11 protein-coding genes are annotated in these 17,257 nt (G+C 64.9%); 3 read left to right on the top strand and 8 right to left on the bottom strand.

Features of this window, described 5'->3' with window-relative positions:
- Positions 1-64: 64 nt before the first annotated feature.
- Both VF649_RS05015 and VF649_RS05010 read right to left on the bottom strand, forming a co-directional pair.
- Positions 65-3,043: a TonB-dependent receptor gene (locus VF649_RS05015; RefSeq protein ID WP_331010862.1), complete on the bottom strand. Its 2,979-nt coding sequence runs from the start codon at positions 3,041-3,043 to the stop codon at positions 65-67.
- Between the two features lie 82 nt (positions 3,044-3,125).
- Positions 3,126-3,275, bottom strand: a complete 150-nt coding sequence (locus VF649_RS05010; protein ID WP_331010861.1) for a hypothetical protein — start codon at positions 3,273-3,275, stop codon at positions 3,126-3,128.
- Between the two features lie 67 nt (positions 3,276-3,342).
- Between VF649_RS05010 and VF649_RS05005 the strand changes: the two genes are divergently transcribed.
- On the top strand, positions 3,343-4,095 hold the full coding sequence (locus tag VF649_RS05005; RefSeq protein ID WP_331010860.1) for a FadR/GntR family transcriptional regulator: 753 nt from the start codon (positions 3,343-3,345) through the stop codon (positions 4,093-4,095).
- 155 nt (positions 4,096-4,250) lie between these two features.
- Positions 4,251-6,980, top strand: a complete 2,730-nt coding sequence (locus VF649_RS05000) for a glycoside hydrolase family 3 C-terminal domain-containing protein (RefSeq protein WP_331010859.1) — start codon at positions 4,251-4,253, stop codon at positions 6,978-6,980.
- Positions 6,981-7,309: 329 nt separating this feature from the next.
- Here the strand turns inward: VF649_RS05000 and VF649_RS04995 are convergent, their stop codons facing one another.
- The 4 genes from VF649_RS04995 to VF649_RS04980 all read right to left on the bottom strand — a co-directional run bounded on the left by VF649_RS04995 (position 7,310) and on the right by VF649_RS04980 (position 10,549).
- Positions 7,310-8,296: a sensor domain-containing diguanylate cyclase gene (locus tag VF649_RS04995; RefSeq protein ID WP_331010858.1), complete on the bottom strand. Its 987-nt coding sequence runs from the start codon at positions 8,294-8,296 to the stop codon at positions 7,310-7,312.
- Positions 8,289-8,528 (bottom strand): hypothetical protein, encoded by a 240-nt coding sequence (locus VF649_RS04990; RefSeq protein ID WP_331010857.1) that lies wholly within the window; start codon positions 8,526-8,528, stop codon positions 8,289-8,291. The genes VF649_RS04995 and VF649_RS04990 overlap by 8 nt, the downstream gene beginning before the upstream one ends.
- A gap of 168 nt (positions 8,529-8,696) precedes the next feature.
- Positions 8,697-10,070, bottom strand: coding sequence for a sorbosone dehydrogenase family protein (locus VF649_RS04985; RefSeq protein ID WP_331010856.1), 1,374 nt, complete (start codon positions 10,068-10,070; stop codon positions 8,697-8,699).
- The gene (locus VF649_RS04980) at positions 10,067-10,549 is read right to left on the bottom strand and encodes a DUF2231 domain-containing protein (RefSeq protein ID WP_331010855.1); all 483 of its coding nucleotides are present in this window, start codon (positions 10,547-10,549) and stop codon (positions 10,067-10,069) included. Before VF649_RS04980 ends, VF649_RS04985 begins: the two co-directional genes overlap by 4 nt.
- Before the next feature lie 86 nt (positions 10,550-10,635).
- Between VF649_RS04980 and VF649_RS04975 the strand changes: the two genes are divergently transcribed.
- On the top strand, positions 10,636-11,520 hold the full coding sequence (locus VF649_RS04975; RefSeq protein WP_331010854.1) for a hypothetical protein: 885 nt from the start codon (positions 10,636-10,638) through the stop codon (positions 11,518-11,520).
- Between the two features lie 49 nt (positions 11,521-11,569).
- On the opposite strand, the gene VF649_RS04970 is transcribed toward VF649_RS04975, so the two are convergent.
- Both VF649_RS04970 and VF649_RS04965 read right to left on the bottom strand, forming a co-directional pair.
- The gene (locus VF649_RS04970) at positions 11,570-14,083 is read right to left on the bottom strand and encodes a TonB-dependent receptor domain-containing protein (protein WP_331010853.1); all 2,514 of its coding nucleotides are present in this window, start codon (positions 14,081-14,083) and stop codon (positions 11,570-11,572) included.
- A gap of 641 nt (positions 14,084-14,724) precedes the next feature.
- The gene (locus tag VF649_RS04965) at positions 14,725-17,181 is read right to left on the bottom strand and encodes a glycoside hydrolase family 3 protein (protein ID WP_331010852.1); all 2,457 of its coding nucleotides are present in this window, start codon (positions 17,179-17,181) and stop codon (positions 14,725-14,727) included.
- Positions 17,182-17,257 lie beyond the last annotated feature (76 nt).

Below are 17,257 nucleotides of genomic sequence, written 5' to 3'. Positions count from 1 at the left end.
AGAACCTACCGGACATCGAGCGAGGGCCTCCGCCGGAGGCCCCCGCTCCTGTTCCGCGCCGGGATCAGAAGGTCGCGCGTGCCGTGATCGCAAAGGTCCGGCCGTCGTAATCGACCCGCCGTGGCAGGTTCTTCTGGTTCTCATATTCCTGGCGCAGCGCGTTCGTCAGGTTGAATGCATCGAACGACAGCGAGAAGAAACTGGTCACATTATAGGACGCCGACAGATCCAGCTGGCCACGCGCGCGCACCGACCTCGCGGCCCCGGTAAACGTGCCCGCCGACGCTAGATCGTAAGACGTGCGGTAATTATAGACCAATCGCAGGCCATAATCGTCCGTCTCGTAATAACCGATCACGTTCAGATTGTGCTTCGACACGCCGGGGAGCGTCGCGGGTGCTCCGTTCGGTCCCTTGCCGCTGATGTCGGTGATCGCATAGTTGAAACCACCCCCCAGATTCTTGAGGATCCCCGGCAGGAAGTCCAGATTCTGTTGCAGGTTGAACTCGGCACCGCGGACGGTGACCGGGTTGCTCTGGTTCAGCACACCGGATGCTACGAACAGGAACGGCGTGGGCACCGCGCCGCCGGTGAAGATCAGGCTGCTCTGACACTGATCGCCATTGACGGTGAGCGTCCCGAGACCGAACGCACTGCCATCGGAAGGACAGAGCTGGCTGCGATCGGTAATCTGGCCGATCAGCCCCTTGATCCGCTTCTGGAACAGGGCGAGCGAAACGATGCCATTGGGGCGATTATACCATTCGATCGAGGTGTCGAGCGACACGGCATTATAGGGCTTCAGGGTCGGATTGCCGAGGATCGCGGTGACGACGCCCCCGGTCGGGCTGCCGGCGACCGTCACTGGCGAAAATTGGCGTGGCTGCGGCCGAACATAGGTCTTGTACGCAGCGCCGCGCAGGACGAGCTTGTCGGTCAGGTCCGCCACGGCGATGAACGACGGCAGCAGCTTGTTGTAATTCTGCTTGTACGTGTTCTGCACGAAGTCGGCCGGGCTGCCGATCGTGCCGGTCAGTGATACGCGGTCGAGCGCCAGCACCTTGTTCTTCGCGCGTTCGTAGCGCAGGCCGCCATTGCCGCGGATGCGGATGCCACCCAGCTCGAACTCATATTTCAGCTGCCCGTAGATGGCGGCGATATCGGTCTGGTTGGTGAAATTGAACTGTGCGTAACCATTGTCGTTATAGCGGATGTTGTAGCCGAGCGGCGACAGCGCGCCGCCAGGAAAGACCGTGACTGGCTGCAGCTTGGGAAACGCATATTCGACGTCCGTGACCTGCCAGTTGGTGGTCGTCTGACCGCCATTGCCTTGGAAGAAATCGTTCGCGGTGGGGCTCTGGATCAGGAAATTCGGGTCGATATTCTGGGTCTGGATCCCGAACGCGGACGTGCGATAGCCTTCCGACACATATTTATTCCGTTCGTAGCGGAAACCCATCTGGATGCTGCTGAGGAAACCGTCGCCCAGGAAGCGCTCGATGTCGCCCTGCGTCGCGGCCAGCTTGTTGGTGGCGTAGCTTTGCGTGCCGGTGAACTGGATGCGGTTACGGCGCAACGCCGCCGTGGGCGAGTCATAGAAGGACGTCGGATCGCTCGCGCCACCCCAGAACCAGCCATTGGGCGCGACCGTCGTCGTTGCCGGATCCGGCGTGACGACCAGCGAGAAGTCATTTACATTGCCGCCGCCGGTGTTGATCGTCCCCGTAACACCATTGCCGCCGGTCCTCTGGATTGTGTTGAAATCCAGCTGCGTCTCGTTGGAACGGTTCGCCGCCTTGGAATAGGTCGACACCGACGAAACGCGCCAGTCGTCGGTCTTCCATTCGCCGTTGGCGTTCAGTCCCCACGACTTCTGCTGCTGCCCGAACAGCCGGGTCGAGGAGACAGTGTCGGGATTGGTGAAGCTGAAATCGTTGATCACGCTCCGCCCGTCGGCGAGCGTCTCCGGTGCCGACAGCGCGGTGATGCCGCTATTCTGATTGGGCGAATAGATCATGATGAACTGTCGTGTCTTCGGCTGGTCCCGGTTCGTATAGAAACCGGTGACGCCGAACGTCGTCGTCTCGGTCGGCGCGAATTCAAACCCGGCAGCGCCGGTCACAAGATCGCCCTTGTTCAACCGCGAATATTGCCGCTGCTGGGAGTCGTAGATCACGCCGGTGGTCGATTTGGTGCCCGTGCAGGACGGGCAGGCCGCCGATGTGGGATAATAGGCCCCCACCAGCGCCGCATTCGCCTGCGCCTGCGCCGCCGTGAGCGCAGTATAGCTCTGGAACTGCAGCGTATCGCGACGAAAATTCTCACGCTTGTACGCCAGCACGCCGAACACGGCGAAATTGTCGGAAAAATGATAATTGTAGCCCAGCGTGCCGGCGGGTGCGCCCAGCTTGCCCAGTTCATTATATTCATAGGCGACCTTCGCGAACCCGCCGTCCTTGCGGCCAAGCGCGGGTGCGATCTGCAGGTCGACATTGCCGCTGAGGCCACCGGTCTGCGCGTTCGCCATCGGTGATTTCTCGATGCGGATCGCGCTGAAGATATCGGAGTTGAACGCGCCCAGCGGTGCGGCATCGGCCAGGATCGGTTCGGCGAAGGCCACGCCGTTCAGCGTCAGGCGGGCATATTCACCGGGCAGGCCGCGCAGGTTGATCGTTGCATTGCGCCCCTCCGCCTCGCGGTTGATCTGCACGCCGGGTACGCGCTGCAACGCCTCGCCGACGTTCAGGTCGGGGAAGCGTCCAAGGCCGTCGGACGAAATCCCGTCGGTGATCTCGACTTCGGTCCGCTTGGTCCGGATCGCGTCGGCATAGCTTTTGCGGAAACCGGTGACGACCACCTCATCGCCGGCACCCGCACCGGCCGTCTGCGACTGCGGGTCGGCGGCGGTGGTCTGATCCGGATTGGCGGGCGTGGCGACCGTCGGGGTCGCATCCTGGGCGAAGGCGGTCGTCGCGCTGCCGGCCAGGATCGTCGCGCTCAACAGCGATGCGATCAACCGCGTGTGTGAAATGCTCTTGTCCATCGTGCTCATCCCCTGTCCCTGTGTGAAATGGTCCCGGCTCTTGTTCAGGCGGCCGGTGTTGTGTGTCTCGGCATTGGCGTCATCAGCTAGGCATGGTCCGGTCCTTGCGACGGTTCACCGGCTGGAAGGCACAGCTGTACGGATGCCCCGCCGCATGGTCCTGCACCCCGAAATCCGGGCGGGTGGTAATGACCTCCGCTGTGACGACCATGACCATGAACCGTTCCGACATGTGGTAAGGCCAATATGACCAGAGTGGCCTATTGTGTCAACGCGGCGAATATGGGATCGCCAATTGCATGAGAATGGGATCGGACAAGCTCTATCAGCGGGTTGCGAAGGTCATCGCCGCCGCGATCCTGGATGGACAATATCCGGTGGGGTCGCGCCTCCCCGGCGAACGCGAACTCGCCGAAAGCTTCTCGGTCAGCCGTCCCACCGTGCGTGAAGCGATGATCGCGCTGGAAATCTATGGCCTTGTGGAAGCGCGGCATGGATCCGGCCTCTATGTGATCGGCAAGCCCAGCCAGGACAACGAACCCGCCGAACTCGACGTCGGTGCCTTCGAACTGGTCGAGGCGCGGATCCTGTTCGAAGGAGAGGCCGCCGCGGTTGCGGCCATGACCATCGACGCCGAAATCCTTGGCGAACTCGATCAGACGCTGGCGACGATGGCGGCGTGCGATCCGGCCGGTGTCGATGCTTTGCAGGCCGACCGCCGCTTCCACATCCTGATCGCGGAGGCGACCCGCAATGCGGTGATCGTGTCCGTGGTCGAAACGCTCTGGAATCTGCGCGAACGCTCGCCGCTATCCGCTTACATCTTTGCCGAGGCGCGGCGCGGTGGCGTCAACCCGCGGGTCGAGGAACATCGCCTGATCGTCGATGCGTTGCGCGCACGCGATCCCCATCGTGCCCGCCGCACGATGCGCGAGCATCTTCGCCGCGTCGTGGAGGATCTGCTCGTCGCGACCGAGGTCAAGGAACTGGAACGCACCCGGTCGGAGATCGACGCTCGGCGTGACGAGATTGCGCGCCGGATCGGCGTCTGACATCGCGCGTTTCGGGGCGGGATCTTCCGATCGTCTGCGGCATGCCGGCTGACTGAGCCATGGCCGCGATTGACAGCAGGTCGATCGTCTGGATATTGGCCTTACCACATTCCCGCGCGACCGCTGTCGGTACCGCCTTGTCCGGAGCAAACCTCATGGCGCCTCCCGCTGATCCCCGCCGTCCGCTGCTCCGCGCGGGTGTTTCCGCCCTGTCGCTCCTCACGCTCACCGGGCCCGCCATCGGCCAGACGCCTGCGGCGTGCCGCGACACCCCTTGTGCCTTCCTCAATACGGCCCTGTCACCGGAGGTACGCGCGCAGGATCTCGTCGCGCACATGACCCTGGCGGAAAAGGCGGCGCAGATGCAGGACGAAGCGCCTGCCATTCCCCGCCTCGGCCTGCGCCGCTATGGCTGGTGGAACGAGGTCCTGCACGGCGTCGCGCGGTCCGGAAACGCCACCGTATTCCCGCAGGCGATCGGTCTCGCCGCCACCTTCGACGCGCCGCTGATGGACCGGATCGGCAGCGTGATCGCCGACGAAGGCCGCGCCATCCACAATGCCGCGCTCGCCCGCGATCCTTCGGGCACCGATCGCTATTACGGCGTCAATTACTGGTCGCCGAACATCAACATCTTCCGCGATCCGCGCTGGGGCCGCGGCCAGGAAACCTATGGCGAGGACCCCTATCTCAGCGGCAGCCTGGCCACCGCCTTCATCCACGGCATCCAGGGCGACGATCCGCTGCGGTACAAGGGCGTCGCGACCCCGAAGCATTTCGTGGTCCATTCCGGCCCGGAACCGCTGCGGCACGGCTTCAACGTCGATGTGTCGCCCTTCGATCTGGAAGACACCTATACCCCGGCTTTCCGCATGGCGATCGTCGAGGGCAAGGCGGATTCCCTGATGTGCGCCTATAATGCCGTCAACGGCAGCCCGATCTGCGGCAGCCCGCTGATGAACCGGATGCTCCGGCAGAATTGGGGATTCAAGGGGTTTGTGGTGTCCGACTGCGACTCCGTCGACGATATGGTGACCGGGCACAAGAGCGCGCCCGATGCGGCCGCGGCATCCGCGATCGCGGTGAAGGCCGGCACCGATCTGGACTGCGGGGTCAGCTATACGGCCTTGCCGCAGGCCGTGCGCCGGGGCCTGATCACCGAGGCGGAGATGGACGTCTCCGTCCGCCGCCTGATGGAAGCCCGCATCCGCATGGGCCTGATCGACGGCAGTGCCTATGACAGCATTCCCGCCACGGCGGTCAACGCGCCCGAACACCGCGCGCTGGCGCTTGCCACTGCGGAAAAAACGATGGTGCTACTGTCCAATCCCAAGGCGCTGCTGCCGCTGAGCGGTGCCGAGAGGGTGGCCGTGATCGGCCCCAACGCAGCACTGCTCCAAAGCCTGGAGGGCAATTACACCGGCTCCCCGATCGCGCCCGTCCTGCCGCTCGCCGCGATGCGCGCCGCATTCGGTCCGGGCAGGATCGCCTATGCCCAAGGCGCCAGCCTGGCCGAAGGGATGCGGATCACCATTCCCGAAACCGCGCTCAAACCCTCCGCCACCGCCACCGAGCAGGGACTGCGCGGCGCCTATTTCGACAATCTCACCTTCTCCGGAACGCCGACGCTCACCCGCATCGATCCGCAGGTCAATTTCGACTTTTTCCACAGCGGCCCGGACGCCAGCGGCCGGTTCAAGGCCGCCGGCTTCTCCGCGCGCTGGACCGGCGTCATCACGCCCCCCGCGCCCGGCCGCTACCGGATCGGGTTCCGCATGACGACGCCCTATCCGAAGGCTGGTGGCCCGATGCCCGACGTCAGGGTCTGGGTGGACGGAAAGCTGATCGTCAGCCCTGCACTGACCGGCGTCACCGATCCCGCCCCCGCGCCGTGCACGTCCAGCACCTGCCGCCAGCCCGGCGATCCCGTCGACATTGTCTTTGCCGACACCAGGCCGCACGACATCCGGATCGACTATGTCCGGCGGCATGAAGATCGCATCACCGCGCTCGAATGGGTCGCGCCCGAACAGCCGCTGCGCGACGCGGCGGTTGCTGCGGCGCGCGCCAGCGATGTCGTGGTCGCCTTTGTCGGCCTTTCTCCCGATCTGGAAGGGGAGGAGATGAAGGTGAATTATGCCGGCTTCCAGGGTGGCGACCGCACCAGCCTGGCCCTCCCCGCCGCACAACGCCGGCTGCTGGAGGCGGTGAAAGCGACGGGCAAACCGCTGGTCGTCGTCTACATGACCGGAGGCGCGATCTCCGATCCCTGGGTGGAGCGCAACGCCGATGCCCTGCTTCAGGCCTGGTATCCCGGCGAGGCCGGTGGCACCGCCATCGTCAACACGCTGGTCGGCAGGGCCAATCCGGCCGGTCGCCTGCCCTACACCATCTACCGCGACGTCGCCGATCTGCCGGCGTTCGGCGATTATGCCATGACGAAGCGCACCTATCGCTATTATGACGGGCCCGTCCTGCATCCGTTCGGCTATGGCCTCAGCTATACGCGCTTCGCCTATGCCAGGCCCACGCTGGCCGCCCGCCGCCTGACGGCCGGACAGCCGGTGCGGATCACCACCACCGTCCGCAACACCGGCCGACGGGACGGGGACGAGGTGGTGCAACTCTATGTCACCAAGCCCCGCACCGCGCTGTCCGCCCGTCACAGCCTCGCCCGCTATGCGCGGATCCACCTGAAGGCCGGCGAAAGCCGCAGCGTCACCTTCGATCTCGACGCGCGCGCCTTGTCGCAGGTGGACGCACAAGGCGACCGCCACGTCCTCCCCGGTCGCTACACGCTTCACATCGGTGGCGGCCAACCCGGCATGGCGCCCGGCGCAGCCGCAGCGCTCACCATGACCGGAACCGCTTCCGTTCCGAAATGAAACCCGCGACAACCCGGCGTCGCGGGCACGGGTGTTAACGGGTACCCCGCTCTTTCGGTTATAAGTCCGTCCGGTGCGAAGCATGTGCATCGCAACCGGCCCGACGAAGCAATCGGTGCGCTCGACCATCGATCTTGCGCATCCGGGATAGGGATTGCCTTGCCTGCCTGCGGGAAGCGGGTTGCGACATCGCGCAAGGCGATCGGATCAGCGGCCCTTAACGATCGGGGCTTTTGAGCGACTGATAAACGAACGGCTGCGCGTCGCCTGACGTGGCTGGCGGACACCATTGCTGCAGATACATGATCCACGGCGACCCGAAATGTCCTTCAGGCCGCTCCCACTACGCGAGTACAGTTTCTGCCTCCGGCTTTGGCGGCGTAGAGCATCGCGTCGGCACCTTCCAGCCATGCGACGAACGAGGTCATCTGCGACGTCAGCGGCGCGATGCCGAAACTGGCGGTGACGTGCAACGCGCGGCCGTCCGACAGAAGCATCGGGTGGTCGGCAATGGCCTGTCGCAGCCGCTCCGCTACGACCAGCGCCTCATCTCCGCGGGTTTCGGGCAGCAGGATCGCGAACTCCTCGCCACCCAGGCGGCCGAACATGTCGCTCGGCCGCAGCGCCGCTCCGGCAATCTCCGCAATCTTGTGGAGCACCTGATCACCGACGCCGTGGCCATGGGTATCGTTGACCGCCTTGAAATGATCCACATCCAGCATCAGCAGCGTGGCCGGTCGATCGTAGCGCCGGGACCGTGCAATCTCGCGTTCGGACTGCTCCACGAACCCGCGGCGGGTCAATGCGCCTGTCAGATGATCCACCTGCGCGATCAGGCGCAGTTCCAGTTCGTCGCAGACAATATTGGCGAAGTTGCTGAGGATGGCGATATCGGCGGGGCTGAACCGGCGCGCGCGGGTGTCGATGGCGCACAGCGACCCCACATTATAGCCTTCGGGCGTGCGCAGCGGGATGCCGGCATAGCTGCGGATATGCGGCGGACCGACGACCAAGGGGTTGGTGGCGAAGCGGGGATCAGTCTGCGCATCCTCCACGATCAGCGGTTCGCGCTGCTGAATGGTATGCGTGCAGAAGGAAATGCCGCGCGGTGTTTCCGAACAGTCCAGCCCGCGTTGCGCCTTGAACCACTGACGGTCCCGGTCGACCAGCGTCACCGTCGCGATCGGCACGGCCAGTACGGTGCGCACCAGCGTCACGATCTTCTCGAACGGCTCCTCCACGGCGGTGTCCAGCACGTTCATCCGCCTTAGGGCGGCGATCCGCGCCTCGTCATCATACAACAGGCGATCATCCATGATGCTGATCCTTGAGCACGGTGCGGATCGCGGTGGTCAATTCGTCGGCATAGCTGTCGACCAGCGTCCGGACGCTGGCATCGATCATGTCCTCCTGAAGCCCGGCGGCCTGCAGGCTTGCGATCAGCGCCGCCAGATGCGCCTGATGCCGGTTGACGCTGTTGAGCAGTTCCGCCGGAATCTCCAGCGGCTCGGCGGCAGTCGGTGTGGGGAGCAGTTGATCGATACGCACAGGCCATCCTTCATGACGCGATGGCCCGCGTGTAGACATCATTGGTTAAGATGCTGGAAACCGGACAGGCCCTCGTTACCGCGGATGTCGCGACATCGGCTTGGCGAACCCTGCGCACGCGGACAAGATACTTGGCAATAACGAGCCAGGCCGGATCCTGCGTCCCGGCTACCGGGCGCCGCTGCCATTGGGGGATGCCATTGCCACGGACCGCGCGGCGGCGACCCGCCACACCGTGTTGCCGGTATCGTCCGCGACCAACAACGCGCCGGTCCGATCCACCCCCACGCCGACCGGCCGGCCTCTGACCTTCCCATCCTTCACGAAGCCGGTCAGGAAATCCTGCAGCTTCCCGTTCGGGCGGGCGTTGGCGAATGGCACGAACGCGACCTTGTAACCGTTCAGCTCGTCACGGTCCCAGCTGCCATGCTCCCCGATGAACGCGCCGCCGCGGTAGCGCTGTGGCAGGTTCGCGCCGGTGTAGAAGGTCAGGCCTAGCGCAGCGACATGACTGCTGAGCGCATAATCGGGCACAATCGCACGCGCGACCATGTCGGGGCGTTGCGGCCGTACCCGCGGATCGACATGTCGGCCATAATAGCTGTACGGCCAGCCATAGAAGCCGCCGTCGCGCACGGATGTCAGATAATCGGGCACCAGATTGGGACCGAGTTCGTCGCGCTCGTTCACGACCACCCACAGCGTGTTCGTACCCGGATAGAAGGCCGGGCTATTGGGGTTCCGCAGGCCCGAGCCGTAGACCCGCGCCCGTCCGGTTGCCCGTTCGACCTCCCATACCGCGGCGCGGTTCTTTTCCGCCTCCATCCCATTTTCGGTGATGTTGCTGTTCGAGCCTACGGTCGCATAGAGCAGCGTGCCATCGGGGCTGAGCGTCAGGCTCTTGGTCCAATGGTGATCGATCGGCCCACCGGGCAGTTCCGTCAGGCGAACGGGAGCCGCGGTGATCCGGGTCTGCCCCGGCGTAAACGGATAGCGCAGGATCGCATCGGTCGCCGCGACGTACAGATGATTGTCCGCATAGACGACGCCGAACGGCGAATTGAGCTTGGCGATGAGGACACTGCGCTGTTCGGGCACACCATCGCCATCGGCGTCACGCAGAAGGGTGATCTGATTGGTCGGTCCCTTCGGCTTGGCACCGCTCTGCCCCGTTGCGCGCTTTTGCACGAACGAGACGATCGGGTTCTTGGGCCGGGTGATCGGATCGAGGTTGGGACCCTGCGACTCCACGACCAATACGTCGCCGTTCGGCAGCAACGCGACATTGCGTGGGTGATTGAGATCGCGTGCAAATGCCTGGACCTGTAAACCCGCCGGTGCCGTCGGTGTCTCGTTTGCCCCCCACCCCACCACTTCGGCGACGTGGATGGGCGGGATCAGATATTGCTGCTGTTCGGGCAGGACGGGATTTGGCCCGATCTGGCTGCTCCGGTCGAACGTGGCGCCGCCGTCGTTGCACGCCGCCAGGGCGAGCACCAAAGCCAGTGCGCCGACGCCGCCGACCGTACGCACCCGGCTCATGGCCGGACCCCGACGCGGTGCTTGTAAACCAGCGAACCGCCCAGCCAGGCGCTGATACCCAGTAACAGGACCGAGATGATCGACAAGGTCATGCCTGTCGGTACGACGCTGGTCCAGCCGTCGCGGCTGTGCACGAACGCGTTGAAGAGTTCGATCACGAACACGCTCAGATTGATGATCATGTGCGGCGTCGCCGGACGGGCAGCCCGCACGCGCTTGTCGCCGGCATAGTCGATGATTCCCGTCACCGCCGCCAGCCCGCCCATCACCAATCCGGCCGTGATCAACCAGATCGAAAAGTTGCTCCACTGGATGTTGGCCGAGGCATAATATGCCAGATCCGTCAGCAGCGCGCCGATGAAGCAGACGATCGGAAATGGCACCAGCATCGGATGGAGCGGATGCCCGAACAGCGTGGCGGTGGACCGGGGATTGTCCGACCGGTGGTCAGCCGCGGCGGAAGACGGGTCTTGGTTCATGATCGCTAAGCGAGCCGAACGCGGCTGTGTTCCAAAAAAACTATGCATATACGCAACTTGCGTGGGTACCGCCGGTTTGGGCGGGCATGAACGCACTCTTTGGCCGTGCCGTCCTGATCGCGATCATCGCCGCGCCCGCCTTTGCGCCGGCCGCGGCCCAGGACGTTCCGATGATCGACACGGAGGACGCGACGCTCGGGTCGGCAGACATCCGCTCGGTCGGGCGGCTCCATCCGCAGGTCGCGCTCGATCTTCGCAACGGGGACTTTGCCCGCGGGACTTACGACGACGATCGTGCCGATCTCGGTCGCCTTCCGATCCATGCGCAGATCGGCGTGGCGATTGCGCTCAACGGCAATGCCGCCGACCCGGCAGACAGCTGGCTGGTGCTGCGTTCGTCGAACGGCTTCCACGCGCCGGACGCGGGAGAGACGACCGCGCCCCGCAGCTGGTACGAGAGCAATACCCTCGCTGCCCTGGTCCTCACGCCTTCCAGAGGACTACGGACGGCGGCGGTGTACACGATCAAGACCAGCCCCAACGGCGTCTCCGCCGCCACGCATGAAGCCAGCCTGTCGATCGCCTATGCCGGCGATGATGGCATCGGCACCCTGTCTCCGACCTTCGCCGCGACGATCCGGCCCAAGGGTGGCCACGGGCTGTTCACCCAGCTCGGGTTCGAACCCGGATTTGACCTGTCGCAGCGCGACGATGCCACCCGGTTCAGCGTGCCGATCGTCGCAGGGATCGGCTGGCATGGTTTCTACGGCGCGGGCAGCCGCAACCGAACCTATGCCAGCGCCGGTGCCGCGCTGGAACATCCCTTCACGGTCGGCGCGACGCGCTGGAGCGCGCGCGCCGAAGCCCTGGCGGTGATCCGCGACGCCCGGCTCGCGGCGCTCAGCGGCCCGGACGGCGAAACCGCCCGGGTGGTCCCCCTCGTCACCATATCGGTCGCCGTCGCCTACTGAACGCCTTCGGCCCGCACGGCCGGTCCGCGCGCAGCGTGCTCGGTCCCGGTCAGAAGGCGTAGCGCGCCGTCATCGAGGCCGTCCGGCCCGTATAGGCGCGTGCCAGCGCAAAGCCGCTCGCCGGGATGGCCCCTTGCACGATATCGTCGAATGCCAGCGCATCGAAGACATTGTTGACGTTCAGCATCAACTGCACCCGTTCGACCGGGCGGATCTGGAGGAAAGCGTTGACCAGAGTATAGCCCGGCATCTTGAGCTGGTTGACGTCCTGCGCAAAGCTGCTCGTGGTACCGACGATGTTGGCGCCGGCGGTCACATATCGCGTTTCCACCTGCGGTGTGGCTTGAAAGATAAAGCCGGCCTGGTGCCGCGGCGTGTTGCCGATCAGTTGGGTGCTGACCGCATCGCTGGCAATCTTCGCGTCGGTGTAGGTGCCACCGGCGGTCAGGCTGAACGCGCCGCGCCGGACGCCGCCTTCGATCTCGACTCCCTTGGCCTCGTAACCGCGAACGATGCTTTCGGGCACGCCGCTGCTGCCCACCTGGACATTGCGTTCGCCCACCTTTGCCGAGAAGCCGGTGACGTTGAACGTCACGCCCGCCTGGCGGAACTTCAACCCGGCCTCCGCCTGCTTGACGGTGTCGAATGCGCTCGCGGCCTCAAGCGGCGCACCGGATACCGGGCTGATCGCGGCCGTGAACAGCAGCCGGTCGGCAGCGGCGCGTGCGCCGCGGCTGTAGCGCCCGAACACAGCCAGCGGTTCGGCGATCCGCACGTTGATGCCGGTCGAATAGCTCAGATAGTGATAGTCGTAATCGACCTTGCCCGGGCGGGAGAGTGGCAGAATGCCCGTCCTGCTTTCGGCGAGCGAAATCCGGCCATCACCGTTCAGATCGACCGGCCCCACACCGACGCGACCGCCACCCAGACCGGCGCCCAGCAGCGTGCCTTTCGCATCGCCCATGTCATAGCGCAGGCTGCCGCCGATCGAGACCTTGCCCAGGTGGTAGTTGACCGACCCATAAGGCGCATTGACCGCATAATCGACGTCATATTGGCGGCGGAAGATACCGTTGTTGAAGCCGAAACTGATGAACCCGTCCTGCGTGACGGGAGTGCCGGCGGCGTTGATCACATTGACCAGCGCCGCGGCTCCGCCGCCGCGGACGTCGGGCAGGATGTTGAGCACGGACCAGTCGACGTCGAATTCCTGCGCCGATTTGTAGAAGCCCGCGGTCGTCGTCAGGTCACCGCCGCCGACCGGCCAGACGCGGCTGACGCGCAGGTCGTTGGTGATGTTGCGCAGCGAATGCACGGCGAAGTTGTTCAATCGCGTCGACACCAGCAGGCCGTTGCCGTTCAGTGCCGCCGGGTTGGTGATCACCTGCCCCGCCGACGGCCCGTTGGCGTAGCTGAGCGTCGCGCCGGCCCCGCCACCCGGAAAGCCCAGGCCACTGGACGCCGCCAGCGTGGCGGCCGGGCCGACCGCAAAGGGCGCAAGCTTGATGCTCTGCCCCGAAACGTCGGCAAATCGGAACTTGTTCGTGAACGACCAGCCGCCGAAATCGAACTGGGCATCGAAACCGATCGATTTGACGATGGCATGCTGCCCCTCACGGGCATTGTCGCGCTTGACCTGGTTGGCGCCGTCCACCCCGAAGATCGCGACGGTATTCGGCGACAGCACCGAATCCCGCTTGATGTCGAAATTCGCGACGCTCCGGAACACCGGCTTGTCGTTTGTACCCGACACCGCGATCGGACTTGCATTGTAGTTCGGCGTGCGATCATCCAGATATTTGCCGTACAACCGGATATAGCCATTGCTGAACGACTTGGTGATGTTCGCCTTGATCTGCCCGCCTTTATAGGCGTCGAAACCGACGTGGCGTGGCCCTTCGCCCTGACGATAGAAGCCGCCGACGTGAAAGCGCAGGGTGTCGCTGATCTTGTGGCCATAATCCGCATCGATGCGATATTCGCCATAGTTCAGGCCCAGCGTCCCCTGCACCGCACCACCTTCGGTTTCGCCCGTCTTGGACAGCAGGTTGATCACGCCGCCGGGCGAATTGGACGCAAAGGTCGACGCCGATCCGCCCCGGATCGCCTCGACCTGCGCGACGTTCAGGTCCATGCGCATATACATGTCGGGCGTCAGCGTCTGCAGATCGCCGAACTCGAGTACGGGAAGACCATCCTCCTGAAGCTGCAGATATTTGGACGCCAGCGCAGCCAGCGGCAGGCCGCGGATCGAATAGTTGGAATTGCCCTCGCCGCCGGCATATTCGACCCGGATGCCCGGAATGTTGCGCAGGACCTCGCCCAGCGACCGCGCGCCGAACTTCTCGATTTCGGCGCCCTTCAACGCGCTTGTCGACGTCGCGCTATCGAGACGGTCACGGCCCTTGGCGACGCCTGTCGAGAACACCTCCTCGGCCGGCGCCTTGTCGGCGGGCGCTGGTGTCCGTCCCTGCGCGGACGTGCCCAGGTCCCCGGACGTGGTTGCGGCCGAAACCGCCTCCGCGGAGACGGTTGAAGCCAACGCAAGTGGTGCGGCCGTCATCAACAAGTAGTAAGATTTCACAGGCTTAGGCTCCAGAACAGATCAGGTCTTGTCAAATCTTACGAGCGACGTTCCGGATCAGCCTTGATAATCTGTGATCTTATGCAGATCATGAATCTTGGTGGTCTTGGCCGAATTCGTCGCTCAGTCGCCGCGACCTAAACGAACGCTGGTTAAGACTGTATTGACGCTATCCGATATCGATCGATCCCCATGTCCGGACGAAAAGGCGCGATGCCGCGACGGACGAACGCTCGATGCGGATGATCACGCTCCGGGCTGCAGCAGACCCGACGGACAGGGAAGAAAGGCCCAAAGGCCGTCGATCGCGATCACCCCCCGCGACCCGTGTCGGCAGCGCCTTGTTCCCAAAGACGCGCGCAGCCGGCTTGAGATGTCTCCCGGCGGCACAGCGCTCCAGCGCCGCACGTCACGATGGGTGTCGTTACGCTATAACAACGAGTGCCGTAAACGGCGGATCGGCCACGCACAGCGATCGTGGAAGCGTCCCTGATCGGCGCGTCCGGCCGAATTTTCCCCGGCGTCGGATCCGGGTAGCGGAAAAGACCTGCGGATCGGCGTGGACGGAACATCCACGCCTTCTCCCCGCCCCCCTCCTGACGATCGGTGCCCCGTCTGCCCTATTTCGGGCAGACGGCGCCTGTGTTGTCCGTCGCCAGCCGGAGGTCGGCAATCGCGAAGCTGAGCGCACCGTCGGATGCGACGGTCACGACCGGATCGATCTTCGCCATCTCCGCCCCCGCATCCTTGAAGCATTTCAGCGGAACGCGCACCGTGCGCCAGCCCGCCGCACCCGCCGCACCCGCCGCGAACAGCGAGGCGGCATTGACCGCGCCGCCTTGCCCCATGCTCATCCGCACCGCGCCCGCCGCCGGCCGGTCCACGCGATAGGTCATCTGCAGCAGCAGTTCGGCGTTGGTTTCCCGGGTCAGGTCCAGGGTCGGGCCGGTGATCCGCACCGCGCCCGGCCGCCCTTCCCACCGCAGCCGAAGCGCGCCTTCCTGCGTCTGCGGACCATCGACCGCCTGTTGCTGCACGGACGCATCCGCCATGAGCTTGAACGGCCCCGGCACCTTCCCGCGCGAGAAGAACAGGCTGGTATTGGCAAGGCTGGCGTCAAGCCCGGAGATTTCCGACAGCGCCGCCACCGTACCGGGTTGGGCGTAGCGCAAGCCATAGCCGAACGGGAACAGCGGGTCATATCCGGCATTGCCCTTGTTCAACGTGAATTGGCCCGCATTCTTCGGCCAGCTGAACGAAAGCCGTCCGACGAAGTCCTTGCGTGCGCGGCCATCGGCTCCGGCGATCAGCACATCGGCGATCCCGCCACCCTCGGTGCCCGGGAACCATGCCGCAACGAACGCATCGGACGCGTTGAGTTCTGGGTTCACCCACATCGGTCGACCGGACAGGAACACGGAAACCGTTGGGATACCCGCCGCCTTCAGCTTCTTGAGCGTTGCCAGCGCCTGCTTGTCGCCGGGCTCGAATTCCAGGGTGCGAACATCGCCCCGCATCTCGGCATAGGGCTGCTCACCGAACACCACGATTGCGGCATCGGGCTTGCCCTGAACGCTGCCGTCCGCGCTCCACGTCGCGCGACCGCCGCCGGCCTTCATCGCCTCGGCGATCCCGGCATAGATGGACTGGCCGTTCGGGAAATCAGCATTGGTGTTGCCGTCGCCCTGCCAGCTCAGCGTCCAGCCACCCGACTGTCGGCCGATATCGTTCGCCGCGTCGCCCGCCACGACGATATTCGCACTGGCCTTCAGCGGCAGCACGCCGTCATTCTTCAACAGGACCAGCGTCTTGGCGACCGCTTCCCGCGCCAGCGCGCGGTGTTCGGCGCTGCCGATCAGGTTCGTGCGGGTCTCATAGGGCCGGGCCGGATCGAACAGGCCGAGCTTCGCCTTCACGCGCAGGATGCGCCGCACCGCATCGTCGATGCGCGACATCGGGATCTTGCCTGATTGCGCTGCCGCCAGCGTGCTGTCGAACAGACCCTTCCAGCTGTCCGGCGCCATCGCCATGTCGAGACCCGCGTTGAAGGTCGCGGGGCAGTCGGTGTTGGTGCAGCCCGGAATCTGCCCATGGCCGTTCCAATCGCCGATGATGAAGCCTTGGAAACCCATCCGCTCCTTCAGCACGCCGGTCAGCAGCGACCGGTTGCCATGCATCTTCTGTCCCTGCCAGCTGCTGAACGATGCCATCACCGTCATCGCACCGGCGTCGATCGCGGGCGGATAACCGGCGGAATGAATCGCGATCAGCGTCTGCTCCGGCACGTCGGTGTCGCCCTGGTCGATGCCGTTCTTCGTTCCGCCATCGCCCAGAAAATGCTTCGGGCTCGCCGCCACACGCCCCTGCTGGATACCCCTGATGCTGCCCGGAGCACCCTGGAGCCCGCGGATCATCGCGCCGGCATAGCTGCGGACGACGGCCGGATCCTCCGAATATCCCTCGTAGGCGCGACCCCACCGGTCATCCTGCGGCACGGCCAGCGTGGGGCCGAACGCCCAGTGAATGCCGGCGGCAGCCGTTTCGATCGCCGTGGCATGGCCGATCCGCTCCATGATGGCGGCATCGCGCATCGCGCCGAGCGCGCTGTTGTGCGGGAAGATGGTCGCACCGACGATGTTGCTGTTGCCGTGGACCGCATCGATCCCGAAGATGATCGGAATGGGAACATGGCCCGCGCGAGTCCCCCGCGCGACTGCGTCGAACGCCTCGACGGTCTTGATCCACGGCCCCGCCGGCGATCGGTCGGGCGCGCCCAGCGGTGTGGAACTGCCTCCCGCCAACACGCTGCCGAGTGGGTAGGCGCGCAAGTCTTCCGGCGTGACGGAGGCGGTGTCGGCCTGGATCATCTGGCCGATCTTCTCGCGGAGCGACATGCGCTTCATGATGTCGGTGACGAACGCTTCGGTCTTCGGATCGACCAGACCCTGGCTCCGTGCCTGCGGCCAGAGTTGCGGGTGCGCAACGCCGCGGCCGGTTTCCCGATCCTGCGCGGGCGCGGTCACCGCGACGAGAGCGGTTCCCGCGATCAATCCGCGAACAAGGCTTTTGGCGATCATGAGCAACCCTCTTCCGATACTAACATGTCTGGCCGGCGCGCGACGCGCTACAGCGGATCAAGCGATGCGCCAGGAG

The organism is Sphingomonas sp., assembly GCF_036387535.1.
Classification (GTDB): domain Bacteria; phylum Pseudomonadota; class Alphaproteobacteria; order Sphingomonadales; family Sphingomonadaceae; genus Sphingomonas_R.
Note: the sequence above shows the minus strand (reverse complement) of the source record. Positions and strands in the feature narration are given on the sequence as shown.

Bases quoted from the DNA above. Each gene is read 5' to 3' on its own strand.
- VF649_RS05015 (WP_331010862.1), bottom strand. From the start codon at position 3,043: ATGGACAAGAGCATTTCACACACGCGGTTGATCGCATCGCTGTTGAGC.
- VF649_RS04985 (WP_331010856.1), bottom strand. From the start codon at position 10,070: ATGAGCCGGGTGCGTACGGTCGGCGGCGTCGGCGCACTGGCTTTGGTG.
- VF649_RS04975 (WP_331010854.1), top strand. From the start codon at position 10,636: ATGAACGCACTCTTTGGCCGTGCCGTCCTGATCGCGATCATCGCCGCG.
- VF649_RS04995 (WP_331010858.1), bottom strand. From the start codon at position 8,296: ATGGATGATCGCCTGTTGTATGATGACGAGGCGCGGATCGCCGCCCTA.
- VF649_RS05005 (WP_331010860.1), top strand. From the start codon at position 3,343: ATGAGAATGGGATCGGACAAGCTCTATCAGCGGGTTGCGAAGGTCATC.
- VF649_RS04970 (WP_331010853.1), bottom strand. From the start codon at position 14,083: ATGACGGCCGCACCACTTGCGTTGGCTTCAACCGTCTCCGCGGAGGCG.
- VF649_RS04980 (WP_331010855.1), bottom strand. From the start codon at position 10,549: ATGAACCAAGACCCGTCTTCCGCCGCGGCTGACCACCGGTCGGACAAT.
- VF649_RS04965 (WP_331010852.1), bottom strand. From the start codon at position 17,181: ATGATCGCCAAAAGCCTTGTTCGCGGATTGATCGCGGGAACCGCTCTC.
- VF649_RS05010 (WP_331010861.1), bottom strand. From the start codon at position 3,275: ATGTCGGAACGGTTCATGGTCATGGTCGTCACAGCGGAGGTCATTACC.
- VF649_RS05000 (WP_331010859.1), top strand. From the start codon at position 4,251: ATGGCGCCTCCCGCTGATCCCCGCCGTCCGCTGCTCCGCGCGGGTGTT.